Below are 24,154 nucleotides of genomic sequence, written 5' to 3' on the forward strand. Positions count from 1 at the left end.
CGGACACAAGGTACCGATATCGTTGATCAATCACGATGGCGCCACCAGCCCGTCATTGTGAAACAGCCGGGAAACTCCACCTTCCGGCGGTCCAATAAACGGTATCGGATCAAAACCGCCGAGGCTCTAATTGCCGCTGGATGACAGTTCAGTGGCAGGTCAAACCTCGCGGTGCAGTTGCCGTGATGAGATCGGATCGGTGCGGCTCCGTCCCGGGAACAGCCAGCCATGTGGGAGCATCACCCCGCGCTGCTTGCCTTCGCGCCACCACAGCCGCAGCAACTCCAGCAGTTGCGGCGAGAGCATGGCGTTGCGATCCTTGCGCCCCTTGCCCTGCTCAACGCGGATCAGCATGCGCGTGCTGTCGATGTCGTCGACCTTGAGATGAGCGACCTCGGACACACGAAGACCAGCGCCATAAGCGGTGCCGAGCGCGGCCTTGTACTTGATGCCTGGTGCTGCTTCGAGCAGCCGCGCCGCTTCCTCCTGGCCCCGGCGCTGGCAGAAGCCGCCGCGGTGGTTGCTATTTTTTCGTTGCGCTCGCCGCGCGCGTCTTTTTGGATTCGGCCGGCTTCAAGGCCCCCGCGGCACGATCTGCCTCTTCCTTGGCGAGCCGCAACTCGCGCAATCTGGCCGTCTTTGCTGCACGAGCCTTGGCTTCCGACTGATATTCAGCCATCGCGCTATTGCGCTCCGCTGTCTTTTTCTGCGCCTCTATTGAGCGATGTTGAGCTTTCTCCAGAAAATTTTCCATACCATTACCCACCGTTTGAAATTATCTTCGCTTCGCGGAAAATAAGATTCCACTCGTTATCAAATAGGGATTCTAGGCCGTAATTCAAATTTCTCCAAATTTGTCCGGGGATCTGGTCTTAACCGAACGTGTAAGCCTGTTGTTTTTTGATAAGTTCACGCGGCGCGGGGACTATTACCCACAATGTGGCCAATGGCAGGCACATAGAGATAAGCCTGCCACACTTTGCTTAGGGCGAGCGCAACAGTTCGGGGCCCCTGATCAGAATGATCTCGGCGAGTATCACGGCCACCACACCGACAAGGATCGAAGGTGGCCCAGCTTTTCGGCTCTCAGGAAACCAGCCTGCAGCACCGGCGTCCCTGAGCGAACGCTCGCGCTTCCTCATGCCAATTCCGCCTGCCAGTTCAGCGCACGGTCGAAAAGCTCAGGAAGCATTCGAACGAGTCTTGAGAATAGCCGAAAAACGCGGATCGAACGCCCTGCTGATCGGCTCGGTGGCGGCGCCAAGCGCGATCGACCATGGATCGGTGATGCCAAGCTGCAGGCGCGGGAAAGCCCTGTCAGGACGGGCGGCAATCGATGGCAGCAGCGGGTGCATGGCTTGCAGAATCAACCGAGCCAAGGCCTCGGGCGCACCGCTGGTCAGGATCACTGTTTGCGGATCGAAGACCGTTTCGATGAGTTGCACGCTCCAGCGCAGATCCTGCGCGGCTGCGTTGACCCAGCCATGCAGCGCCGCGTCTTCGGCGAGGGCCAGCGCGCTGACATGCGCATAAAGGGCGGGGTCAGACGGATCCAACTCCAGATGCTGGTAGAGCGAGGCAAGCGAGGCCCTATGTTCAAGCACAGTGCCGTCGACACCGCGCGGTGTGAGTAGCGCCATGCCGATCTCGCCGGCATTGCCGTGACCACCACGGTAGAGTTCGCCGTTGAGGATGAGCCCGGCACCAATGCCGTAGCCGACATAGAGGCAAACCGCGTGCTCGAGACCGTGTGCTGCGCCCACCATGCGCTCGGCGGTGGCGCAGGCGGCCGCGTCGTTCTGCAGGCTGACATCAAGCCCGGTGCCGGAAGCGAGTTCGTCCAGCAATGGAAACTTCTGCCAGGCCGGCATCATCCATTTGTTGTCGCCGAATCCCTCCAGGCCAAAGGGCCCGGGCATGGCGACGCCCAGGCCAACGAGGCGTTTTTCGGATTGCTCGGAAATCAGCGCCAGTTCCGCCCTGATGCCGTCGATCAGGCCTAGGATGACCTTGACGCCGCCGGAGGGATCATCGGGCGGCAGGTTTGCCTCGGCGCGCGCCAGGACAGTGCCGACCAGATCGACTCCAACGGCCCGGGTCAAATGCCGGTCGATCTGCAAGCCGATGGCGAAAGCGCCCTCGGGCACAAGCTTGTAGGGTGTCGACGGCTGCCCCCTGCCCTTTCTCACCGCCTCGAGCGACACGACAAAACCGTCTCGCTCGAGTTCCTCAATGATGTTGGACACGGCCTGCTTGGTGAGTTGCGTTGCCCGCGCCAGATCGGCGCGCGAGAGCGCCCCATTGAGCCGCAATGCGTCGATCATGACACGGCGGTTGTGGGCGCTCGTGCCTTCCTGATTGGTGCCGCTGGTGGCTCGGATCGGGCGAATATCGTTCACCGCTTTTTCCCCTCTTGACTTCAATAGATAATTGCAGAACTAATAAGTCAAGTCAGTTGACTTAATAAAAGGAGCCATAAGAGTTCCGGGGAATAAAATGACGGCTGGAGCCGTCGCGCATTTCGATCAGGACACCGCTTGGGCAAGTGCGCCGGGACCGTAGCGCGGCGCCACCCTCAAGCGAGATGGCGGCGCGTGGCGCTGGCATCACAATATTGCCCACGTCAAAAAAAATGGAGGAATGAATGTTGAAATCGTTTAGCAAGACACTGCTCGGTGCGGCCTTCGTTGGCGGCGCCTTCATGCCGCACGCTTTCGCCGAAACTTCGATCAATGCGCTGTTCATGGCGCAGGCCGCCTATAGCGAGGCAGACGTGCGGGCGATGGCCGAGGCCTTCACCAAGGCCAACCCCGACATCAAGGTCAATCTCGAATTCGTCCCCTATGAGGGACTGCACGACAAGACCGTGCTCGCCCAGGGTTCGGGCGGCGGCTACGACGTGGTGCTGTTCGACGTCATCTGGCCGGCAGAATATGCTTCCAACAAGGTGCTGGTCGACGTCTCGTCGCGTATCACCGACGACATGAAGAAGGGCGTCCTGCCTGGTGCCTGGACCACCGTGAACTATGACGGCAAGTCCTATGGCATGCCCTGGATCCTCGATACCAAGTACCTGTTCTACAACAAGGAAATCCTGGAGAAGGCCGGCATCAAGAACCCGCCAAAGACCTGGGAAGAACTGGCCGAGCAGGCCAAGATTATCAAGGACAAGGGCATTCTTGCGACCCCGATCTCATGGAGCTGGTCGCAGGCCGAAGCCGCGATCTGCGACTACACCACGCTCGTCAGCGCCTATGGCGGGGAGTTCCTCAAGGACGGCAAGCCGGCCTTCCAGAGCGGCGGCGGGCTCGATGCGCTGAACTACATGGTGACGAGCTATACGTCGGGACTGACCAATCCGAACTCCAAGGAGTTCCTTGAAGAAGACGTGCGCAAGGTCTTCCAGAACGGCGAAGCCGCCTTCGCTCTCAACTGGACCTACATGTACAACATGGCCAACGACCCCAAGGACAGCAAGGTCGCTGGCAAGGTCGGCGTCGTTCCGGCACCTGGCGTTGCCGGCAAGAGCGAGGTTTCGGCCGTCAACGGCTCGATGGGCCTAGGCATCACCACGGCCAGCAAGCATCCTGAAGAAGCGTGGAAGTTCATCACCTTCATGACCTCGCAGGAGACGCAGAACCAGTATGCCAAGCTCAGCCTGCCGATCTGGGCCTCGTCCTACGATGACCCGGCGGTCACCAAGGGTCAGGAGGAGCTGATCGCTGCTGCCAAGCTCGGTCTGGCCGCGATGTATCCACGTCCGACCACGCCGAAGTACCAGGAGCTGTCGACCGCGCTCCAGCAGGCGATCCAGGAATCGCTGCTCGGCCAGGCCAAGCCTGAAGACGCCTTGAAGGGCGCAGCTGAAAACAGCGGCCTCTAATTTCTAACTGCCCCAACTTTCCGGACGGCTTCGGCCGTCCGGCCCTTCGGTTCCAGTAAAAGAGTCACCTCATGTCGGGCTCATGGATGACGACCCGCGCATGGCTGCTTATGCTGCCGTTGCTTGTGGTCATGGTATCGGTCATCGGCTGGCCCCTCGTCGACACCGTTCGGCTTTCCTTCACCGACGCCAAGCTTGTCGGCACCGAAGGCAACTTCGTGGGCCTCGACAACTATGCAAAGATGCTGTCAGGCTCCAATTTCCAGCGCACGTTGGTAACCACGACCTGGTTCGCGGTGATCTCGGTCGCAGCCGAGATGGTGCTCGGCGTTCTCGCGGCGCTTTTGCTCAATCAGCAATTTCGCGGCCGGACGTTGCTGCGTGCATTGATGATTTTGCCTTGGGCCCTGCCGACTGTGGTCAACGCGACGCTGTGGCGGCTGATCTACAATCCCGAATATGGTGCGCTGAACGCGGCGCTGACGCAGATCGGCCTGCTCGACGCCTACCGTTCCTGGCTCGGCGAGCCCAATACCGCGCTCGCAGCACTGATCGTTGCCGATTGCTGGAAGAATTTCCCTCTGGTTGCCCTCATTGCGCTGGCAGCACTCCAGGCCGTGCCGCGCGACATCACCGCAGCGTCCATGGTCGACGGAGCCGGACCCATCGCACGTTTCCGCTTCGTCATCCTGCCCTACCTCGTCGGGCCGCTTTTGGTAGCCCTGGTGCTGCGCACCATCGAAGCCTTCAAGGTATTCGACATCATCTGGGTGATGACCCGGGGTGGGCCGGCCAACTCGACGCGAACGCTGTCGATCCTCGTTTACCAGGAGGCCTTCTCGTTCCAGCGCGCCGGCTCGGGTGCTTCGCTGGCACTGATCGTCACCTTGCTCGTCACCGTACTGGCCGTCGCCTACGCTGCTCTTGTCAGGAAAGCCGCAGGGAGCACAAGTTGATGGAACGCAAGAGCCTGCCTTTCACCATCTTCATCTATGCTGCAGCCCTGCTGCTTGGCCTCGTGATCCTCGCGCCGGTGATATGGCTGTTCATCATGAGCATCTCGCCGGCGGCAGACCTGTCGGCCAAGCCGCTGCGCTGGTGGCCGCAACAGGTCGACTTCTCGCGCTATGCGATGCTGCTTTCGACGGTCGAAAACAGCGCGGGTGCTGCTTTCCTCGCATCGCTCTACAACAGCCTCAGGGTCGCCGGAATGGCAACGATCGCCGCGATCGCGCTCGCCATCCCGGCAGGCTGGGCGGTTTCGCGGACACCAACGGTGGGCTGGTCGCTATCGGTGGTCATTGCCACCTACATGCTGCCGCCGGTGGCACTCGCCGTGCCGCTTTACATGGGTCTGTCCTATCTCGGACTGCTCAACAACGTGTTTGGCCTGGCGCTGGTTTACCTGACAATCCTGGCTCCGTTCACCACCTGGCTGATGAAGTCGGGCTTCGACGCTATCCCGAGCGAAATCGAGGCGGCGGCGATCGTAGACGGCGCCAGCCTGTTCCAGACACTGCGCATCATCACCTTGCCGCTGGCGGCGCCCGTTGTGGCGACCTCGGCCCTGTTTGCGCTGCTGCTTGCCTGGGACGAATTCTTCTATGCGCTGCTCTTCACCTCGGACCTGCGCGCCAAGACGCTGACGGTAGCCATCGCCGATCTCGCCGGCGGCCGCGTCTCGGATTACGGCCTGATAGCCACCGCCGGCGTGCTTGCTGCCTTGCCACCGGTGCTCATTGGGCTTGTCATGCAACGCGCCCTGATTTCGGGCCTCACCAGCGGCGGCGTGAAAGGATGACCATGACACAAAAGACCAGACCCGCCGGCCTCGTGGCCATCGATCGTGAAATGGCGCGGCAAAATGGCGATGCACTGGCTTCCTTCGCCGAAGCCTCTGTGATGGCGGCCAGGGTCGCCGCCTCGCTCGAAAGGACCGGCAAGCTTCTATTACTCGGCATGGGCGGCTCGCACGCCGTCGGTCGGGCGGTGGAGCCGCTCTATCGCGCGCTCGGCATCGACGCCATCGCCCTGCCATTGTCCGAGCAGCTCGGGCAGCCGCTTGCACTTGATGGACGCACCGTTCTGATGACCTCGCAATCGGGCGAAAGTGCCGAGGTGGTGCGCTGGTTCGCCGAGACCGGCGGCCACGCCGAGACCTTCGGGCTGACGCTGGAGGTCGCATCCTTCCTCGCCCGTACAGCGCCATCGCTGGTCGGTGTCGGCGGCACCGAGCTCGCCTTTGCCGCAACCCGCAGCCTGACGGTTACCCTGGCGCTCCATCTCGCCATTCTGGCTGCCCTCGGCGAGCATCCGAGTGGTGCGCTCGTCGCGCTCCAAGCGCCCGAAGTCGTCGATGTCAGCCCAGCGCTCAAGGCGTTGACCAAAGTCGAGACGGTGGTCACCTCGGGGCGTCGCCTGCAAGGCGTTGCCGAGGCGCTGGCGCTTGGCCTGACCGAGTTGTCACGGCGCCCCTGTTTCTCGCTCGAAGGCGGACAGCTGCGTCACGGGCCGATGGAAATGCTGGGCCCCAAGATCGGTGTGGTGCTGTTCCGCGGCAAGGACCCAACCGCAGCGCTCGTCACGGCGATGGCCGTCTCCGCTGTCGAGACCGGTGCGCCAGTCGTCATCTTCGATTCCTCCGGCGAGATTCCGGTTGCAGGTGCCACGACACTCGCCTTCAAGCCTGCAAGCGGCATGGACGCCATCTTCGCGATGCTGCCGACGGCCCAGCGCCTGATGATCGCTTTCGCCGACGCCCGAGTCGACAACGCCGGCACGCCGGTACGCTCGACCAAGATCACGCGGAGCGAGTAAATGCGCCCGCTTGCGGTGATCGGCAACGTCAATGTCGACCTCATATTGGGCCCCACGGCTCCCTGGCCAAAGGCTGGCACCGAGATCATCGTCGATCACGACGAGTTGCGCGTCGGCGGCCAGGCGGGAAATAGCGCCCTTGCCTGGGAAGCGCTTGGCGTCGATTTCGCAATTGCCGCCAATGTCGGCAATGACCAGTTCGGCCTGTGGCTGCGCGATGCATTCGGCGATCGCGCCACCAAATGGCCCGTCTCTTCCGAGCGCACGACACTTTCTGTCGGCATCACTCATCCCGACGGCGAGCGAACATTCTTCACCACACTTGGCCACCTGCCTCGATTCAGCCTCGCCGACACGCTTTGCGTGCTTGAAGGCGCGCAGCTTTCCGGCGGTTACGCGCTGCTGTGCGGCTCGTTCCTGACCATCGACCTCGCGCGCGACTACGAAGCCTTCTTCGACTGGGCGCATGGCCGCGGCATCTCGGTTGTCCTCGATACCGGCTGGCCGCCTGATGGCTGGACGGAGCAGAACTGCGTTCTGGCGCGCGCCTGGCTTTCTCGCTGCGATTGCGCGCTCCTGAACGAGGTCGAAGCGACAACACTGGCCGGGCTCGAAAAGCCAGCCGAAGCGGCCGCAGCACTTTGGTCCAGCATGCCCAAGGGCGCGATCCTGGTCGTCAAATGCGGATCGGACGGCGCCATTGCGATCGGCCCCGACGGCGAGCTGGCCTCGGTGGCAGCGCCGGCCGTCAGGGTCATCGACACGATTGGTGCTGGCGACGTCTTCAATGCCGCCTTCCTGGCAGCGCTTGCCAAGGACCAGCCCCTTGCCGCTTGCCTGGTCGCCGGCGTGCAGGTCGCGTCGCTGGCCATCTCCACCTTGCCCCGCAGCTATGGCGGGTTGCCGGACTTTAGGGACGATGTTGCATGAGTGCGCTTGAAATCCAGAATATCCGCAAAAGTTACGGGGCCGTTGACACGCTGAAGGGCATCGACATCGCCCTTCAGAGCGGCGAGTTCCTGGTGCTGCTCGGCTCGTCAGGCTGCGGGAAATCGACACTGCTCAACATCATCGCCGGGCTGGCAGAAGCGACGAGCGGGGACATCAAGATCGGCGACCGCTCCATTATTGGTGTGCATCCCAAGGATCGTGACATCGCCATGGTGTTCCAGTCCTACGCGCTCTACCCCAACCTCAGCGTCCGCCGGAACATCGGTTTTGGCCTGGAAATGCGAAAGGTACCGCTCGCCGTGCGCGAGAAGGCCGTGCTGGACGCCGCGAAACTGCTGCAGATCGAGCCGCTGCTCGACCGCAAGCCGAGCCAGCTGTCCGGTGGCCAGCGCCAGCGCGTCGCCATCGGCCGGGCGCTGGTGCGCAAGCCTCAGGTTTTCCTTTTCGATGAACCGCTATCAAACCTCGACGCCAAGCTCCGGCTCGAAATGCGCACCGAGCTCAAGCGTCTGCACCAGATGCTGAAGACGACGGTTGTGTACGTTACCCACGACCAGATCGAGGCGATGACCCTTGCGACGCGCATCGCAGTGATGAAGGACGGCCGGATCGAGCAGCTCGGCACGCCCGAAGAGATCTACAACCAGCCCGCCACGCTCTACGTGGCCGGTTTCGTCGGCGCCCCGCCGATGAACATTCTGGACGTCGAGGTCGACAACGGGGCGCTGGCAATCGTCGGGTCCGACATTCGCCTGCCCCTGCCGGATCGCTTCAAACCAATTGCACGCGACGGAGCGCGGCTTGCGCTCGGCATCAGGCCGGAAGCTCTGAGGCTGGCACCGTCCGCCAGCCAGGCAGCCGGGATTACCCTTCCGGTACGAATCGAGGTGGTCGAACTGACCGGCCCCGAACTGGTCGCCACCGCCCGCGCTGGCCAGCAAAGGCTCACCGCCTGCCTTGCGCCCCGGACCAAGGTCGGCCAAGGTGACGTAACGGCATTTTCGGCCGACGACGACGCGCTGCACCTGTTCGACCCTGCGACGGGGCGAGCATGCCCAGCCTGAGGCATCGTCCAAACGGGTCGGATCCATCAACAAAAAAGCGAAACTGCTTCTAGCAACCGCCACTTGTGCGACGGCGGCAACGGGCAGAATTTAGGCCACGTTTGCGCTGGCAATCATGCCTAGCGCCATTTTGTTGGCGGAAGCCGGCTTGGGGTGGAGACGCACAGGGCGTCCCGGGTCGGCACGAGAGGGTAGCAGGAGTTCGGCAGGAAGGGCTGGCGGCCATGCGAAAGCATGGTTGCGTCGGTAATCCTGCGCCAGGACCAGGCAGCCCCCAAACCGTCCGGGAGGAAGCAAAGAGTGCTCGAGAAGTTTTTCAACCTGAAGGAACAAGGCACGTCGGTGCGGACGGAGGTGATCGCGGGTATCACAACCTTCCTGACGATGGCCTACATCATCTTCGTCAATCCCGAGATCCTGTCATCGACCGGCATGGACCGCAATGCCGTGTTCGTGGCGACTTGCCTGGCCGCAGCGCTCGGCTCGCTGATCATGGGGCTGGTGGCGAAATGGCCGATCGGCATGGCGCCTGGCATGGGCCTGAACGCCTTCTTCGCATTCACGGTCGTTGGCGCGATGGGCTTTTCCTGGCAGCAGGCGCTGGGAGCCGTGTTCATCTCGGGCGTCATTTTCCTGCTACTGACTGTAAGCGGTGTTCGCAGCTGGCTGATCGCCGGCATCCCGCACTCGATGCGCAGCGCAATCGCTGCCGGTATCGGCTTGTTCCTGGGCATCATCGCCCTGAAAAGCTCGGGCATCGTCGTTGCCAGCCCGGCAACTCTGGTTACGCTCGGCGACCTCAGCCAGACCGGAACGATGCTTGCGATCGCGGGCTTCTTCATCATCGCTGCCCTTGACGCGCTCAAGGTGCGCGGCGCGATCCTGATCGGTATCCTGGTGATCACCATCGCTTCGATGGCGCTCGGCGTCAGCCAGTTCAACGGCATCGTGTCGATGCCGCCCTCCATCTTGCCGACCTTCCTGCAGCTCGACGTCGTCGGCGCGCTGCATGCCGGCCTGGTGCACGTCATCCTCGTATTCGTGCTGGTCGAAGTGTTCGACGCCACCGGCACCCTGATCGGCGTTGCCAAGCGCGCCGGACTGATCGAGCCCGGCAAGCCCAACCGTCTCGGCCGCGCGCTTCTGGCCGACAGCACGGCCATCGTCGCCGGCTCGCTCCTCGGGACCTCGAGCACCACCGCCTATGTCGAAAGCGCTTCGGGCGTGCAGGCCGGCGGCCGCACAGGCCTCACCGCCCTGGTCATCGGCGTCCTGTTCCTAGCCGCGCTGTTTTTCTCGCCGCTCGCAGGCTCGGTGCCAGCCTATGCGACGGCACCCGCCCTGCTCTACGTCGCCTGCCTGATGATGCGCGAACTGGTCGAGGTCGAATGGGCAGACATCACCGAGGCGGCGCCCGCAGCGCTGACCGCGCTGATGATGCCGTTCACCTACTCGATCGCCAACGGCCTGGCGTTCGGCTTCATCAGCTACGCCGCGCTCAAGCTTCTGACCGGCCGTCCCGGTGAGGTCCACGCCGCAACCTGGCTGGTCGCAGCGTTGTTCATCATCCGCTTCGCTTTCTTCGCCTAGCCGACACGCTGCGCACCACCATATCCCGCCGGAGGCCGCAAAACGCAGCTTCCGGCGGAACTGTGTGATCAACCGGCGTCGCAGCTATTTGGGCGCAGCGGCAGCTGGTTCACCTGGCGGCAGTATCCTGAACATGAAAGTCGTGACCTTCTCGCCAGGCTTGAAGGGGCCAGGAACTGCATTGCTGACAGGCTTCACGTTCTGGAGGAATACAGCGATTGCTTCTGCGTCCTCAGGCGTGAGTTGCGCAAAGGCGTGCCACGGCATGATGGGTGCGAGCTCGCGGCCGTCCGGTCGCTGACCAGTCTGAATAGCCGCAACGATCTGCTTGGCTGTCCAGCTGCCGATGCCGGTTTCCTTGTCCGGCGTGATGTTGCGTCCGACGAAGACACCTAGCCCAGGGATCTCGAAACCGACATCCGAGCCCCCGAGAAACTTCTTCTCGTCAGGTCTTCCGAAGAAATAGCCTGGCGTATGGCAGTCGTTGCAGCCGCTTATCGTCACGAGGTACTCGCCCCGAGCCACTTGCGCGCTGTCGGCGATAGGCGCCGAGGATGCGGAGGTTGCTAGAGCGAGGAATGCAAGTCCAACCGACGTTCGAAACATCGCTTCACCCCTTATCTCTGCCTGTTTTTTTGGTCCCCTCGTAGATCCGCCGCTTGCCCTGACATTCCAGTGCATGGGCAACCAAACTCTCGCACTGTGGGAGTGCACTGACCAGAGGCAGCCAGATAAGGCATTGGATGTATGTCCGCGACACTCATTGGATTCGGGGGCTAGTGCCAAACCGTGGCTTTGCCGGTTGTTCCTTACCAAAAATCAACTTGACCGCGAATTGATGCAGCGCAATATGGCCCGGTCGGCAACAGGTGCCGATCTTAACTCAGGATAGCTCCGTAAATGGACGGTTCCAGTCGATCTAGCATCAGCCTGCTCGCCGCGACGCCGCGAACCTGACCATCTGCGTCCGGTTCACCTCGTCCGCGCCGGCAGGCAAAGGACAAGAGGTGAAACATGCGGGCGCCCCTCTTCCGCATCCGACAACCCGCCCTCAGGTCTGCAGACCGTGGGGACCGAATAAGACGCTGACACTACTGCCCACGCAGCGGTCGCCAGTCGCGCTTTCGCGCGGCCCTGCTCTTATTCGGCAATCGGGTTTTCAGACAATGACCATGCATCATCCGGCCCTCGAGGCCGGTCGGCGGCGGCGCTATGTTCCCAACCTCTGGGATGCGCTGGCCTTCGGCCTCCTCTTCGGCACGCTCATTCTCGTCATCCAGGGTGGCCGCGAGACGCTCGCCCCGATCTCGGCGCTTGACCAGGCGCCAATCTCGCTCGACCCAGCCATGCTGCCGGAATACGCGCTGCGCACCACCATGCGCATGTTGGCGGCGATCGTGGCATCTCTGGCCTTCACATTCGCCTATGGTGCGCTGGCAGCCAAAAGCCGCCGTGCCGAAATGGTGCTCATCTCGTTGCTCGACATCCTCCAGTCGGTGCCCGTGCTGGGTTTCCTGTCGTTCACCGTCGTCGGCTTCATGGCGCTCTTTCCAGGGCGGGTGCTCGGCGTTGAACTTGCGGCAATCTTCGCGATCTTCACCAGCCAAGCCTGGAACATGACCTTCAGCTTCTACCAATCCCTGAAGACGGTTCCCGCCGACCTCGACGAGGCCTCCCGCAGCTTCCGGCTCTCGGGCTGGCAGCGGTTCTGGCGCCTCGAGGTGCCGTACGCGATGCCCGGCCTGGTGTGGAACACCATGATGTCGATGTCGGGCGGGTGGTTCTTCGTCGTCGCCTCCGAGGCAATCTCGGTCGGCAACACCACGATCACCCTGCCCGGCATCGGCTCTTACGTTGCCCTTGCGATCGGGCAACAGAACCTGGCCGCCGTCGGCTGGGCGGTCATCGCCATGCTCATCGTAATCCTGATCTACGACCAGTTGCTGTTTCGGCCGCTGGTTGCCTGGGGTGACAAATTCCGCGTCGAGCAATCGGCGAGCGGCACGGCACCGCATTCGTGGCTGCTGGTCGCCCTGCGCCGGACCCGCCTGTTCCAGGTCCTGCTTGCCCCATACAAGGTTGTGTTCGGCGCCCTGCCGCGCCGGCGCTTCAGCTTGCCTGTCATCATACCTGGCGAGTTGAGCGCATTTTCGGCGACACGCTGGGCCGACCGGCTGTGGTTCGGGCTTGTATTGGGCGCAGCGGTCTACGCGATCTGGCTGATCGCCGGTTTCATAGCAACCGAACTTGCGTGGGCGGAGGTCGGCGAAGTCGTGTGGCTTGGCGTCCTGACGATGCTGCGCGTGATCGTGCTAATGACGCTGGCGACGTTGATCTGGGTGCCTGTTGGTGTCTGGATCGGGCTCAGGCCGCGTGTCGCCGAGCGGGTGCAGCCGCTGGCGCAGTTCCTGGCAGCCTTCCCCGCCAACATCGTCTTTCCATTGGCTGTCGTTGCGATCGTCAAATTTGATCTCAATCCCAACATCTGGCTGTCGCCGCTGATGGTGTTGGGCACCCAGTGGTACATCCTGTTCAATGTGATTGCCGGGGCGAGCGCCTTTCCCAACGATCTCAAGGAAGCGGCGGCAACGTTCCGCATCAGGGGTTGGTACTGGTGGCGCAAGGTCATCCTGCCGGGGATTTTCCCCTACTACATAACCGGCGCCATCACGGCGAGCGGCGGTTCCTGGAACGCCTCCATCGTCGCAGAGGTGGCGAACTGGGGCGGCACCACGCTTCGGGCGCACGGCCTTGGCGCCTATATCGCCGAGGCGACGGCCGCCGGCGACTATCCACGCATCGTGCTCGGCATCGCCGTGATGTCGCTGTTCGTCATCCTGTTCAACCGGCTGGTTTGGCGTCCGCTCTATGCCTTCTCAGCCAACCGTCTCCGCCTCAATTGAGGAGAGGAACCTCCCATGACCCTGCTTGAAGTCACCAACACCCATTCCAACCACGCCACAGCCCCATTGGTCGATATCTCTGGCGTGCGCATGGTCTATCCCAAGGGCGACAATGCCGAGCTCGTCGTGCTCGACAATGTGTCGCTGTCGATCCGTGAAGGCGAGATCGTCGGGCTGCTCGGCCGATCCGGCTCGGGCAAGTCGACGCTGCTGCGCGTGTTGTCGGGCCTCGTCACGGCAACCAGCGGCAACGTCAGCTGGTGCGGCAAGCCCGTGATCGGCCCTTGCGAAGGCATCTCCATGGTGTTCCAGAGTTTTGCCCTGTTCCCCTGGCTCACCGTGCTCGAGAATGTCGAGATCGGCCTGGAAGCGCTGGGCACTCCGGCAGCTGAACGGCGGCGCCGCGCCATCGAAGCCATAGATCTGATCGGCCTCGATGGTTTCGAGAGCGCTTACCCCAAGGAGCTTTCCGGCGGAATGCGCCAGCGGGTCGGCTTTGCCCGCGCGCTGGTGGTTCATCCGCGCCTGATGCTGATGGACGAGCCCTTCTCCGCGCTCGACGTTCTGACCGCCGAGACGCTGCGCACAGACCTCATCGACCTGTGGATCGAAGGGCGCCTGCCGATCAAGTCGATCCTGATGGTGACGCACAATATCGAGGAAGCCGTGCTGATGTGCGACCGGACCCTGATCTTTTCGTCGAACCCGGGACGGGTTGCCACCGAAATCAAGATCGGCCTGCCTCATCCGCGCAATCGCGACGATCCGACTTTCCGTCAGCTCGTCGACGACATCTATGCGCGCATGACCCAGCGCACGCCGGCCGAGAAAGCCGAAAAGCGAGCCGTTGAGGGATTTGCCGGCACTGGCATCGGGATGGCGCTGCCGCGTATCTCGACCAACCTGCTGTCCGGCTTGATGGAAGCGCTCGCAGCACCCGCCTATGGCGGCAAGGCGGACCTGCCGGATCTTGCCGCCACACTGCAGATGGAGGTGGACGAGCTCTTTCCGATCGCCGAGACCCTGCAACTGCTGCGTTTCGCCGAAATGGCGGAAGGCGATGTCCAGTTGACCGAGTTCGGCAGGCGGTTCGTCGATTCCGACATCGACACGCGCAAGCGGCTGTTCGCCGAACATCTTGTCACATACGTGCCGCTCTCAGCCCTCATCCGGCGTGTACTCGACGAACGGCCGAGCCATCGCGCGCCATTCACGCGCTTTTCAGAAGAACTCGAGGATCACATGTCGGAAGAGAGCGCCGAGGCAACCTTGAGGGCGACGATCTCATGGGGCCGCTATGCCGAGCTGTTCGGATATGACGAACATAGCGGCCAGTTCAATCTGGAGAACCCGGCCTGAGCGCTATCGAGCTTTATCAGTGGGAGGACCAGATTGTCGGCGCGTATCGACACGCTGGCCCTCTCCGCCGATTTGGCACATTCGTTTTCATGAAATGACTCCGATAACGAAGAACGAGGTGAGCCGCGGCCTTGCATTGCCTGCCACGGCCCCTTTCGCGGCCAGAGGTACGGAAAATTCCTTATGCGGAAAGCCATTCAGACTGCGCGCGCCTGCTCCCTTGCCACTCCTTGGTCTCGCCGCACACTGGACCCGTACCCTGGACGACGTCGTTACATTTCATTTGACATTCGTTTTCAGTTCGAAATAATCCAAAAACAGCTTCGAAAAATATTGAAATTGCTGCAGTGCGAAAACTCGACGAAGGCGCAGGGATGCCCGAAGTTCACGACATCTTCGTTATCGGCGGCGGCATCAACGGCTGCGGAATCGCACGCGATGCGGTCGGACGCGGCTACTCCGTCTACCTCGCCGAAATGAACGATCTCGCCAGCGGGACGTCGTCTTATTCGACCAAGCTGATCCATGGCGGCCTGCGCTATCTCGAGCACTACGAGTTCCGCCTTGTGCGCGAGGCGCTGATGGAACGCGAGGTATTGTGGCGAAACGCACCGCACATCATCTGGCCGATGCGCTTCGTCCTGCCCTACGCCAAGGGCCTGCGCCCGGCCTGGCTGATCAGGCTCGGCCTGTTCCTCTACGACCACATTGGCGGGCGCAAGCTTTTGCCGGCGACCAAGACGCTCGACATGCGCAGCGATGCCGCCGGCAAGCCGCTCAAGCCGATGTTTTCGCGCGCCTTCGAATATTCGGACGGCTGGGTCAACGACGCCCGCCTGGTGGTCCTCAACGCGCGCGACGCCGCCAACCGAGGGGCGGTGATCCGCACGAGAACCAAGGTAACAAGCGCGCGTCGCGACAATGGCCACTGGACAATCCGCGTCGAAAACCTGCGTAGCGGCGATATCCAAGAGGTGAAGGCGCGGCTGATCGTCAATGCCGCCGGACCGTGGATCGACCATGTCCTGACTGAAACAGTCGGCCAAAACAACGTCCACAATGTACGCCTTGTACAGGGCAGCCATATCGTGGTGCCGAAGAAGTTCGATGACCCGCGCGCCTATTTCTTCCAGAACAAGGATGGGCGCATCATCTTCGCCATTCCCTATGAAGAAGACTTCACCCTGATCGGCACCACCGACCAGGATTATGACGGCGATCCGCACATGGCAAAGATCAGCCAGGCCGAGATCGACTATCTCTGTGATGCAGCGAGCGAATATTTCGCCGAGCCGGTAAAACCCGAGCACATCGTGTGGACCTATTCCGGCGTCCGGCCGCTCTACGACGACGGCGCCAGCAAGGCACAGGAAGCGACGCGCGACTACGTGCTGAAATCGGATGGCGCCGAGGGCCAGGCGCCGATCGTGAACATCTTCGGCGGCAAGATCACTACCTATCGGCGCCTTGCCGAGTCGATGCTCGAGATCATCGAAAAGCATCTGGGCAAGAAGGGCAAAGCGTGGACGGCGACGGCTGCCCTGCCCGGTGGTGAATTCGCGGCCACTGCCTTCGACGCCGAAGTGGTGAAGCTCAAGGCCGCCTATCCGTTTATCGACATGCGGCTCGCCCGCCGCCTGACGAGGCTCTACGGCACGCGCGCAAAAGCCCTTTTGGGCCTCGCCAAATCAGAGGCCGATCTGGGGCGCAGTTTCGGCGCCGACCTCTACGAGGCGGAAGTGCGTTACCTCGTCGACAATGAATGGGCCGTGACATCAGAAGACGTCTTGTGGCGGCGTACCAAGCGCGGGCTGAAACTTGGCAAGGAGCAGGCCGCGGCTCTGGATGAATATATGCGAGGAATAAGCCCGGGCGTGCACAACGCCGCGGCTGAGTAGGCATCGTCGCCTGCATCTGCCCTGGGAGGTGGGGAAATGCTGGAACTGCGTGATGTAACCAAGACTGTGGCTGGCGCGGATCATATCCGCGGCGTGTCGCTCAAGCTTCAGCATGGCAGCCTGAACGTACTCCTGGGACCGACTCTTTCTGGCAAGACCAGCCTGATGCGGCTGATGGCCGGGCTCGACAAGCCGACTTCAGGATCGGTCTGGTTCGACGGTGTGAATGTCACTGGCGTTGCAGTGCAAAAGCGCAACATCGCCATGGTTTACCAGCAGTTCATCAACTATCCCGCGATGACAGTCTATGAAAACATCGCTTCACCGCTGCGGGTTGCCGGGGTCGACAAGGCGAAGATCGACAAAGAGGTAAGACGCGCCGCCGACCTCTTGAAGCTGACGCCATATCTCGAGCGCACGCCGCTGAACCTTTCCGGCGGCCAGCAACAGCGCACGGCGCTGGCACGTGCCATCGTCAAGAACGCCAAGCTGGTTCTTCTCGATGAGCCACTGGCCAACCTCGACTACAAACTGCGCGAGGAACTGCGTGCCGAACTGCCGAAGATTTTCGCCGAAACCGGGGCAATCTTCGTCTATGCCACCACCGAGCCGCACGAGGCACTGCTGCTCGGCGGCAACGTCGCGACGCTGTCGGAAGGCCGCATCACTCAGTTCGGCCCGACGATCGAGGTCTTCCGCAAGCCGAACGACCTGATCACCGCACGGACCTTTGCCGATCCGCCACTCAACACGATCGTGCTGAAGAAGAGCGGCCGCAGTTTCCAGCTTGATGGTGGGGTGGACCTCCCGGTGCCCGGCGACCTCGCCGGCATTGCCGACGCCAGCTATACGATCGGCTTCCAGCCCCACCATCTTTCTTTTGAAAAGCGCACCGCGGAAGCGGTCGGCGTCAAGGCGAAGGTGACGGTGACCGAGATCACCGGATCTGAAAGCTTCGTGCATCTCAACTATGCCGACGCCCGCTGGGTGATGCTTGCCCATGGCATCCGCCAGTTCGAGCCGGATGAGACAATCGAGGTATTCATCGACCCGCGCCACGTCATGGTTTTCGACGCCAATGGCCGCTCGGCGGCCGCGCCATCGCAGTTGGCAGCGTAGGAGGGCGGGATGGCACGTATTGATCTGAACCATATCCGCCACGCCTACGGCGCGAACCCGAAATCCGAAAAGGATTACGCGCTCAGGGAGGTGCATCACAGCTTCGAGGATGGCGGCGCCTACGCGCTGCTGGGGCCATCGGGCTGTGGCAAGACCACGCTGCTGAACATTATCTCGGGTCTTTTGCACCCGTCCCACGGACAGCTTCTGTTTGACGGCAAGGATGTGACGCGACTGTCAACGCAGGAGCGCAATATCGCGCAGGTGTTCCAGTTCCCGGTCATCTACGACACCATGACCGTCTACGACAATCTGGCCTTTCCGCTGCGCAACCGTGGCGTTGGCGAAGCCGATGTCGACCGCAAGGTGCGCGAGACACTCGACATGATCGACCTGGCAAGCTGGGCCAAGCGCAAGGCGCGCGGCCTGACCGCCGATCAGAAGCAGAAGATCTCCCTTGGCCGCGGCCTCGTGCGTTCCGACGTCAATGCGATCCTGTTCGACGAGCCACTGACCGTCATCGACCCGCATATGAAATGGGTGCTGCGCTCCCAGCTCAAGCAGCTTCACCGCCGCTTTGGCTACACCATGATCTATGTCACCCACGACCAGACCGAGGCGCTGACCTTCGCCGAAAAAGTGGTGGTGATGTATGACGGCGAAATCGTTCAGATCGGAACGCCGGCTGAACTGTTCGAACGCCCCAAGCACACCTTCGTCGGCTATTTCATCGGCTCACCAGGCATGAACGTCATGCCGGTAGCAGTCGAAGGCAGGCGAGCCAAGCTTGGCGGGCAAGTGATCGACCTGCCGGGTACGCCTTCGGCTGAAGGCAATGGCATCGAGCTGGGCATCCGCCCCGAATTTGTGCGGCTTGGTGCCAAGGGAATGCCGGTCACCGTGCGCAAGGTCGAAGACATCGGCCGCCACAAGGTGGTGCGCGCGATCCTCGAAGGCCGCGAGATCGCAGTCATCCTCGGCGAGGACGATCATGTGCCCGCCGAGCCGCGCGTTACCTTCGATCCCGCCGGCATCAACCTCTACGACAAGTCGTGGCGCGTCGAGATGGGAGCCTGACCATGGAAAAGACATGGAACAACAAGGCCTGGTTCATGGTGCTGCCGGTGCTGGTGCTGGTCGCCTTCTCGGCCGTCATCCCGCTGATGACGGTGGTCAACTATTCGGTGCAGGACACGTTCGGCGGCAACCAGTTCTTCTGGGCCGGCAGCGAGTGGTTCGAGGAAATGCTGCACTCGGATCGCTTCTGGGCGGCGATGGGCCGCAACCTCATCTTCTCGGCAATCATCCTGACGATCCAGATCCCGCTTGGCATCTTCATCGCACTCAACATGCCGAGGAAAGGCTGGGGCGTGCCGGTTTGCCTGGTGCTCATGGCGCTCCCGCTGCTCATTCCATGGAATGTCGTCGGCACCATCTGGCAGGTCTTTGGGCGCATCGACATCGGCCTGCTCGGCTACACGCTCCACGCACTCGGCTTCGACTACAATTACGTCAACGATCCGTTTGACGCATGGGTGACGATCATCCTCATGGATGTGTGGCATTGGACCAGCCTGGTCGTTCTGCTCTGCTATGCCGGCCTGGTTTCCATCCCCGACGCATTCTACCAGGCGGCCAAGATCGACGGCGCCTCGCGCTGGGCGGTGTTCCGCTACATCCAGCTGCCGAAGATGCAGCGCGTGCTTTTGATCGCAGTGCTGCTGCGCTTCATGGACTCGTTCATGATCTATACCGAGCCTTTCGTCGTTACCGGCGGCGGCCCCGGCAACTCGACGACTTTCCTGTCGATCGACCTCGTCAAGATGGCTGTTGGCCAATTCGATCTCGGCCCTGCCGCAGCGATGTCGATCATCTACTTCCTGATCGTGCTGCTGCTGTCATGGGTCTTCTACACCGTGATGACAAATTACGACGTGGAGAAGTGAGATGGCGGGCACAACGGACGTCGTCGTCAACCCAGACAAGGACAAGGTGATGCGAAGGGCCGCAACCCCGGCAGCATCGACCCAGGGAAATGTGCCGGACGCGGCGCTCGCCCGGCGTATGCGGCGGCGCGGCGAGGAGTCGCGTTCCTGGTGGGTGGTGCCGACGATCTACATCATCTTCTTGATGCTGCCGATCTACTGGCTCATCAATATGAGCTTCAAGTCGAACCAGGAAATCCTCGGCACATTTTCGCTCTGGCCCCAGAACCCGACGCTGCAGAATTACGCCGTGATCTTCACCGATCCGTCCTGGTACAAGGGCTATATCAATTCGATCATCTACGTGGTGATGAACACGGCGATCTCGATCTCGGTCGCCCTCCCCGCTGCCTATGCCTTCTCGCGTTACCGCTTCCTGGGCGATAAGCACCTGTTTTTCTGGCTTTTGACCAACCGCATGGCGCCGCCTGCGGTGTTCGCCCTGCCCTTCTTCCAGCTGTACTCGGCTTTTGGCCTGATCGACACGCATATCGCGGTCGCGCTCGCCCACTGCCTGTTCAACGTGCCGTTGGCAGTTTGGATTCTCGAAGGCTTCATGTCGGGCGTGCCCAAAGAGATCGACGAGACCGCCTATATCGACGGCTACTCGTTTCCGCGCTTCTTCATCAAGATCTTCGTGCCGCTGATCGCAAGCGGCATCGGGGTGGCCGCGTTCTTCTGCTTCATGTTCTCGTGGGTCGAACTGCTGATCGCCCGCACCCTGACCACCACCGCCGCCAAGCCGATCGCCGCGATCATGACACGCACGGTCTCGGCCTCGGGAATGGATTGGGGCGTGCTCGCCGCCGCCGGTGTGTTGACCATCATTCCGGGTGCGCTCGTCATCTGGTTCGTCCGCAACTACATCGCCAAGGGCTTTGCCCTGGGCCGCGTCTGAGGGAGCGTTTGTGATGGACTTTTCCTGGATGGCCTGGACGCTGCCAACAGCGGCGTTCTTCATCACCATCTTCCTGATGCTCGTGGGCATGGGCGTGTGGGAGTATTTCTCGCCCGGCGGCAATCCGCGCGTTGGCATCCTGAGGTTCGAGACGACCCGAGGCGACCGGCTTTTCGTATCGCTGCTCGGCGCCGCCTTCATTCATCTCGCGTGGTTGGGCATGATCGGGCCCAACCTGTGGTGGGCTCTCGCTCTCGCAGTGGTCTACGCGATCGGCGTATTCCGCTTCGTCTAGAGGGGGAAATGTTGGAACCGCCGCAAATGCGCGACGGAGCCAAATGGCAATGCAACCTAGTTTGGGAGGAAGTTAATGCGACGCCATATTCTAGCATCGACTAGCGCAATCGCCCTGCTTTTGGGTGCAAGCAATGCCTTTGCCGGCATGGAGGAGGCCAAAGCCTTCCTCGATACCGAGATCAAGGACATGTCGGCACTCGACCGCGCCGGCCAGGAGGCCGAAATGCAGTGGTTCATCGATGCCGCCAAACCGTTTGCCGGCATGGACATCAAGGTTGTTTCGGAAACCATCACCACGCATGAGTATGAATCGAAGACGCTGGCCAAGGCGTTCTCCGACATCACCGGCATCAAGATCACCCACGACCTCATCGGCGAAGGCGACGTCATCGAAAAGCTGCAGACGCAGATGCAGTCGGGCGAAAACATCTACGATGCCTATGTCAACGACTCCGACCTGATCGGCACCCATTGGCGCTACCAGCAGGCGCGCAGCTTGACCGACTGGATGGCCAATGAGGGCAAGGACGTCACCAATCCCAACCTCGACGTCGCCGACTTCATCGGCACCAAGTTCACGACCGCGCCGGACGGCAAGCTCTACCAGCTTCCCGACCAGCAATTCGCGAACCTGTACTGGTTCCGCTACGACTGGTTCAACGACGAGAAGAACAAGGCGGACTTCAAGGCGAAGTATGGCTACGACCTCGGCGTTCCGGTCAACTGGTCGGCCTACGAGGACATCGCCGAGTTCTTCACCGGGCGCGACATAAACGGCCAGAAGGTCTATGGCCACATGGACTATGGCAAGAAGGATCCTTCGCTCGGATGGCGCTTCACCGACGCATGGCTTTCGATGGCCGGCAACGGTGACAAGGGCCTGCCGAACGGCCTGCCGGTCGACGAATGGGGCATCAAGGTCAATGACAAGTCGCAGCCGGTTGGCTCTTGCGTCGCGCGTGGCGGCGACACCAACGGCCCGGCGTCGGTCTACTCCATCGTCAAGTATCTCGACTGGCTGAAGGCATATGCGCCGCCGGAAGCCCAAGGCATGACCTTCTCCGAATCCGGCCCGGTGCCGGCACAAGGTGCGATTGCCCAGCAGATCTTCTGGTACACCGCCTTTACCGCCGACATGGTGAAGCCCGGGCTGCCCGTGATGAACGAGGACGGCACGCCGAAATGGCGCATGGCGCCCTCGCCGCACGGTGTCTACTGGAAGGACGGCATGAAGCTCGGCTATCAGGACGTCGGTTCCTGGACAATCCTGAAATCGACACCTGAGGACCGGGCCAAGGCCGCCTGGCTTTACGCGCAGTTCGTGACCTCGAAGACGGTGGACGTGAAGAAGAGCCATGTCGGCCTGACCTTCATCCGCCAGTCGACGCTGGACCACAAGAGCTTCAGTGACCGTGCACCGCAACTCGGCGGCCTGGTCGAGTTCTATCGCTCGCCGGCCCGCGTGCAGTGGTCGCCGACCGGCACCAACGTGCCTGATTATCCGAAGTTGGCTCAGTTGTGGTGGCAGGCGATTGGCGATGCGTCGTCGGGTGCAAAGACAGCACAGGAAGCGATGGACTCGCTCTGCTCAGAGCAGGAAAAAGTCATGGAACGCCTTGAGCGCGCTGGCATTCAGGGCGACATCGGCCCCAAGCTGGCGGAAGAACACGACCTCGCCTACTGGAACGCGGAAGCGGTCAAGGCCGGCAACCTCGCGCCGCAGCTGAAGATCGAAAACGAAAAGGAAAAGCCGATCACCGTCAACTACGACGAGCTGGTGAAGAGCTGGAGCAAGTAAGCGCCCGGGCGCATGTTTACGCCCGGCTGACTATCTGGGGAGACGGCGCAGTGCCGTCTCCCCTATTTTTGCACGTGACTGCAGGAGAGAGACATGAGCGGGTTCATTCTGGCGATCGATCAGGGCACGACGTCGAGCAGGGCGATCGTGTTCGACCAGGCGATGAAGGTCGCAGGTGTGGGCCAGAAGGAATTTGCCCAGCATTTCCCCGCTTCAGGCTGGGTCGAGCACGATCCGGAAGAAATCTGGGACAGCGTGGTTTCGACCTGCAAGACAGCGCTGAAGAAAGCAGGCAAGGACGCCGCTGACATCGCGGCAATCGGCATCACCAACCAGCGCGAAACCATTGTCATCTGGGACAAGGTATCAGGCAAGCCGATCCACAATGCCATCGTCTGGCAGGACCGGCGCACCGCGCCTCTGTGCGCAAAACTCAAGAAGCAAGGGCTGGAGCCACGCTTCACCAAGAAAACCGGCCTGCTGCTCGATCCTTATTTCTCAGGCACGAAAATCGCCTGGCTGCTCGATCATGTGAAGGGCGCACGCAAGCGCGCCGAGCGCGGCGAGCTTCTGGCAGGCACAATCGACAGCTTCCTGATCTGGCGCCTCACAGGCGGCAAGGTGCATGCGACCGATGCCACCAACGCCTCGCGCACGCTGGTCTACAACATCGAAAAGAACGCCTGGGACGTTGAACTCCTCGACATCCTGCGCATCCCCGCTGTCATGCTGCCCGAGGTCAAAGATTGTGCCGCGGACTTCGGCGTCACCCAAAAATCGCTGTTCGGCGCAGAGATCCCGATCCTGGGTGTGGCCGGCGACCAGCAGGCGGCTACCATTGGTCAGGCATGCTTCGAGCCGGGCATGATGAAATCGACCTATGGCACTGGTTGTTTTGCCATCTTGAACACCGGCAGCGACATCGTGCGCTCCAAGAACCGCCTGTTGACCACCATCGCCTACCGGCTGGACGGCAAGACGACCTATGCTCTGGAAGGATCTATCTTCGTTGCGGGTGCTGCCGTGCAATGGTTGCGTGACGGCATCAAGGTGATCGGCAGGGCCGAGCATAGCGGCGAGCTGGCGGCCAAGGCCGACGACACCCAGCATGTCTACCTCGTACCTGCCTTTGTCGGCCTCGGAGCGCCGCATTGGGATGCCGAAGCGCGCGGAGCGATCTACGGGCTCACCCGCAACACAGGTCCTGAAGAATTTGCACGCGCCGCGTTGGAGTCGGTCGCCTACCAGACCCGCGACCTGCTCGATGCCATGAGGAAGGACTGGAAGACCGGGAACGGCAAGACGGTGTTGCGTGTCGATGGCGGCATGGTCGCCTCAGACTGGACGATGCAGCGGCTGGCGGACATCCTTGATGCACCGGTGGATCGGCCAACCGTGCTCGAAACCACCGCCCTTGGCGCCGCCTGGCTCGCCGGTTCACGCGCCGGCGTTTGGCCCAAGGCCAAGGAGTTCTCCAAGGCGTGGGCGCTCAACCGGCAATTCACGCCTCAAATGGAACCGAAACTACGAGCCGCCAAGCTGAAAGGCTGGCACGATGCCGTACGGCGCACGCTTTCGCCGAACTGACTTGG

The 24,154-nt window shown here is 61.8% G+C and carries 21 protein-coding genes and 1 pseudogene; 17 read left to right on the forward strand and 5 right to left on the reverse strand.

Features of this window, described 5'->3' with window-relative positions; translation table 11 throughout:
* Positions 1 to 168: 168 nt before the first annotated feature.
* From C8K44_RS03880 to C8K44_RS03890, 4 genes and pseudogenes are all read right to left on the reverse strand, one after another.
* Positions 169 to 486: pseudogene (locus C8K44_RS03880) on the reverse strand (tyrosine-type recombinase/integrase); the annotation flags it as partial.
* A 37-nt stretch (positions 487 to 523) separates the two neighbouring features.
* Positions 524 to 754: a hypothetical protein gene (locus C8K44_RS03885; protein ID WP_109574460.1), complete on the reverse strand. Its 231-nt coding sequence runs from the start codon at positions 752 to 754 to the stop codon at positions 524 to 526.
* A gap of 229 nt (positions 755 to 983) precedes the next feature.
* Positions 984 to 1,142, reverse strand: a complete 159-nt coding sequence (locus tag C8K44_RS27445) for a hypothetical protein (RefSeq protein WP_158282704.1) — start codon at positions 1,140 to 1,142, stop codon at positions 984 to 986.
* 39 nt (positions 1,143 to 1,181) lie between these two features.
* Positions 1,182 to 2,399 (reverse strand): ROK family transcriptional regulator, encoded by a 1,218-nt coding sequence (locus C8K44_RS03890; protein WP_109574461.1) that lies wholly within the window; start codon positions 2,397 to 2,399, stop codon positions 1,182 to 1,184.
* 245 nt (positions 2,400 to 2,644) lie between these two features.
* Between C8K44_RS03890 and C8K44_RS03895 the strand changes: the two genes are divergently transcribed.
* From C8K44_RS03895 to C8K44_RS03925, 7 genes are all read left to right on the forward strand, one after another.
* Positions 2,645 to 3,883 (forward strand): extracellular solute-binding protein, encoded by a 1,239-nt coding sequence (locus C8K44_RS03895; RefSeq protein WP_109574462.1) that lies wholly within the window; start codon positions 2,645 to 2,647, stop codon positions 3,881 to 3,883.
* Positions 3,884 to 3,954: 71 nt separating this feature from the next.
* Positions 3,955 to 4,839, forward strand: coding sequence for a sugar ABC transporter permease (locus C8K44_RS03900; protein WP_109574463.1), 885 nt, complete (start codon positions 3,955 to 3,957; stop codon positions 4,837 to 4,839).
* Positions 4,839 to 5,684 carry a carbohydrate ABC transporter permease gene (locus C8K44_RS03905; protein WP_109574464.1) on the forward strand — a complete coding sequence of 282 codons (846 nt, stop codon included), beginning with the start codon at positions 4,839 to 4,841 and terminating at the stop codon, positions 5,682 to 5,684. The genes C8K44_RS03900 and C8K44_RS03905 overlap by 1 nt, the downstream gene beginning before the upstream one ends.
* Positions 5,681 to 6,700, forward strand: a complete 1,020-nt coding sequence (locus C8K44_RS03910; RefSeq protein WP_109574465.1) for an SIS domain-containing protein — start codon at positions 5,681 to 5,683, stop codon at positions 6,698 to 6,700. Before C8K44_RS03905 ends, C8K44_RS03910 begins: the two co-directional genes overlap by 4 nt.
* Positions 6,701 to 7,630 (forward strand): PfkB family carbohydrate kinase, encoded by a 930-nt coding sequence (locus C8K44_RS03915; protein ID WP_109574466.1) that lies wholly within the window; start codon positions 6,701 to 6,703, stop codon positions 7,628 to 7,630.
* Positions 7,627 to 8,715 carry a sn-glycerol-3-phosphate ABC transporter ATP-binding protein UgpC gene (gene ugpC / locus C8K44_RS03920; RefSeq protein WP_109574467.1) on the forward strand — a complete coding sequence of 363 codons (1,089 nt, stop codon included), beginning with the start codon at positions 7,627 to 7,629 and terminating at the stop codon, positions 8,713 to 8,715. Before C8K44_RS03915 ends, ugpC begins: the two co-directional genes overlap by 4 nt.
* Positions 8,716 to 9,015: 300 nt before the next feature.
* Positions 9,016 to 10,305, forward strand: a complete 1,290-nt coding sequence (locus C8K44_RS03925; protein WP_109574468.1) for an NCS2 family permease — start codon at positions 9,016 to 9,018, stop codon at positions 10,303 to 10,305.
* Between the two features lie 84 nt (positions 10,306 to 10,389).
* Here C8K44_RS03925 and C8K44_RS03930 read toward each other — a convergent pair whose 3' ends face one another.
* Positions 10,390 to 10,911, reverse strand: coding sequence for a cytochrome c (locus tag C8K44_RS03930; protein ID WP_109574469.1), 522 nt, complete (start codon positions 10,909 to 10,911; stop codon positions 10,390 to 10,392).
* Positions 10,912 to 11,471: 560 nt separating this feature from the next.
* Here C8K44_RS03930 and C8K44_RS03935 point away from each other — a divergent pair.
* From C8K44_RS03935 to glpK, 10 genes are all read left to right on the forward strand, one after another.
* Entirely contained in the window at positions 11,472 to 13,208 is a 1,737-nt protein-coding gene (locus tag C8K44_RS03935) for an ABC transporter permease subunit (protein ID WP_109574470.1), read from the forward strand.
* Between the two features lie 15 nt (positions 13,209 to 13,223).
* On the forward strand, positions 13,224 to 14,567 hold the full coding sequence (locus C8K44_RS03940) for a nitrate/sulfonate/bicarbonate ABC transporter ATP-binding protein (RefSeq protein ID WP_109574471.1): 1,344 nt from the start codon (positions 13,224 to 13,226) through the stop codon (positions 14,565 to 14,567).
* A 374-nt stretch (positions 14,568 to 14,941) separates the two neighbouring features.
* Positions 14,942 to 16,465 carry a glycerol-3-phosphate dehydrogenase gene (glpD, locus tag C8K44_RS03945; protein ID WP_109574472.1) on the forward strand — a complete coding sequence of 508 codons (1,524 nt, stop codon included), beginning with the start codon at positions 14,942 to 14,944 and terminating at the stop codon, positions 16,463 to 16,465.
* Between the two features lie 36 nt (positions 16,466 to 16,501).
* Positions 16,502 to 17,584 (forward strand): ABC transporter ATP-binding protein, encoded by a 1,083-nt coding sequence (locus C8K44_RS03950; protein WP_109574473.1) that lies wholly within the window; start codon positions 16,502 to 16,504, stop codon positions 17,582 to 17,584.
* Positions 17,585 to 17,593: 9 nt separating this feature from the next.
* The gene (locus C8K44_RS03955; RefSeq protein WP_109574474.1) at positions 17,594 to 18,661 is read left to right on the forward strand and encodes an ABC transporter ATP-binding protein; all 1,068 of its coding nucleotides are present in this window, start codon (positions 17,594 to 17,596) and stop codon (positions 18,659 to 18,661) included.
* 2 nt (positions 18,662 to 18,663) lie between these two features.
* The gene (locus tag C8K44_RS03960) at positions 18,664 to 19,530 is read left to right on the forward strand and encodes a sugar ABC transporter permease (RefSeq protein ID WP_109574475.1); all 867 of its coding nucleotides are present in this window, start codon (positions 18,664 to 18,666) and stop codon (positions 19,528 to 19,530) included.
* A 118-nt stretch (positions 19,531 to 19,648) separates the two neighbouring features.
* Positions 19,649 to 20,467, forward strand: coding sequence for a carbohydrate ABC transporter permease (locus C8K44_RS03965; RefSeq protein WP_109574791.1), 819 nt, complete (start codon positions 19,649 to 19,651; stop codon positions 20,465 to 20,467).
* 13 nt (positions 20,468 to 20,480) lie between these two features.
* Complete coding sequence (locus C8K44_RS03970) at positions 20,481 to 20,762, forward strand: DUF2160 domain-containing protein (RefSeq protein ID WP_109574476.1); 282 nt, start codon at positions 20,481 to 20,483, stop codon at positions 20,760 to 20,762.
* 75 nt (positions 20,763 to 20,837) lie between these two features.
* A complete protein-coding gene (locus tag C8K44_RS03975) occupies positions 20,838 to 22,562 on the forward strand; it encodes an ABC transporter substrate-binding protein (protein WP_109574477.1) in 1,725 nt (574 codons plus the stop codon).
* Between the two features lie 93 nt (positions 22,563 to 22,655).
* Positions 22,656 to 24,149, forward strand: coding sequence for a glycerol kinase GlpK (glpK, locus tag C8K44_RS03980; protein WP_109574478.1), 1,494 nt, complete (start codon positions 22,656 to 22,658; stop codon positions 24,147 to 24,149).
* Positions 24,150 to 24,154: the final 5 nt, after the last annotated feature.

It is taken from the genome of Aminobacter sp. AP02, from assembly GCF_003148805.1.
GTDB lineage: Bacteria > Pseudomonadota > Alphaproteobacteria > Rhizobiales > Rhizobiaceae > Aminobacter.

Excerpts from the sequence above, each read along its gene's own strand:
- glpK (WP_109574478.1), top strand. The coding sequence starts at position 22,656 with ATGAGCGGGTTCATTCTGGCGATCGATCAGGGCACGACGTCGAGCAGG.
- C8K44_RS03895 (WP_109574462.1), top strand. The coding sequence starts at position 2,645 with ATGTTGAAATCGTTTAGCAAGACACTGCTCGGTGCGGCCTTCGTTGGC.
- C8K44_RS03950 (WP_109574473.1), top strand. The coding sequence starts at position 16,502 with ATGCTGGAACTGCGTGATGTAACCAAGACTGTGGCTGGCGCGGATCAT.
- C8K44_RS03955 (WP_109574474.1), top strand. The coding sequence starts at position 17,594 with ATGGCACGTATTGATCTGAACCATATCCGCCACGCCTACGGCGCGAAC.
- C8K44_RS03970 (WP_109574476.1), top strand. The coding sequence starts at position 20,481 with ATGGACTTTTCCTGGATGGCCTGGACGCTGCCAACAGCGGCGTTCTTC.
- C8K44_RS03905 (WP_109574464.1), top strand. The coding sequence starts at position 4,839 with ATGGAACGCAAGAGCCTGCCTTTCACCATCTTCATCTATGCTGCAGCC.
- C8K44_RS03900 (WP_109574463.1), top strand. The coding sequence starts at position 3,955 with ATGTCGGGCTCATGGATGACGACCCGCGCATGGCTGCTTATGCTGCCG.
- ugpC (WP_109574467.1), top strand. The coding sequence starts at position 7,627 with ATGAGTGCGCTTGAAATCCAGAATATCCGCAAAAGTTACGGGGCCGTT.
- C8K44_RS03910 (WP_109574465.1), top strand. The coding sequence starts at position 5,681 with ATGACCATGACACAAAAGACCAGACCCGCCGGCCTCGTGGCCATCGAT.
- C8K44_RS27445 (WP_158282704.1), bottom strand. The coding sequence starts at position 1,142 with ATGAGGAAGCGCGAGCGTTCGCTCAGGGACGCCGGTGCTGCAGGCTGG.
- C8K44_RS03960 (WP_109574475.1), top strand. The coding sequence starts at position 18,664 with ATGGAAAAGACATGGAACAACAAGGCCTGGTTCATGGTGCTGCCGGTG.
- glpD (WP_109574472.1), top strand. The coding sequence starts at position 14,942 with ATGCCCGAAGTTCACGACATCTTCGTTATCGGCGGCGGCATCAACGGC.
- C8K44_RS03965 (WP_109574791.1), top strand. The coding sequence starts at position 19,649 with ATGCGGCGGCGCGGCGAGGAGTCGCGTTCCTGGTGGGTGGTGCCGACG.
- C8K44_RS03885 (WP_109574460.1), bottom strand. The coding sequence starts at position 754 with ATGGAAAATTTTCTGGAGAAAGCTCAACATCGCTCAATAGAGGCGCAG.
- C8K44_RS03930 (WP_109574469.1), bottom strand. The coding sequence starts at position 10,911 with ATGTTTCGAACGTCGGTTGGACTTGCATTCCTCGCTCTAGCAACCTCC.
- C8K44_RS03975 (WP_109574477.1), top strand. The coding sequence starts at position 20,838 with ATGCGACGCCATATTCTAGCATCGACTAGCGCAATCGCCCTGCTTTTG.
- C8K44_RS03935 (WP_109574470.1), top strand. The coding sequence starts at position 11,472 with ATGACCATGCATCATCCGGCCCTCGAGGCCGGTCGGCGGCGGCGCTAT.
- C8K44_RS03940 (WP_109574471.1), top strand. The coding sequence starts at position 13,224 with ATGACCCTGCTTGAAGTCACCAACACCCATTCCAACCACGCCACAGCC.
- C8K44_RS03915 (WP_109574466.1), top strand. The coding sequence starts at position 6,701 with ATGCGCCCGCTTGCGGTGATCGGCAACGTCAATGTCGACCTCATATTG.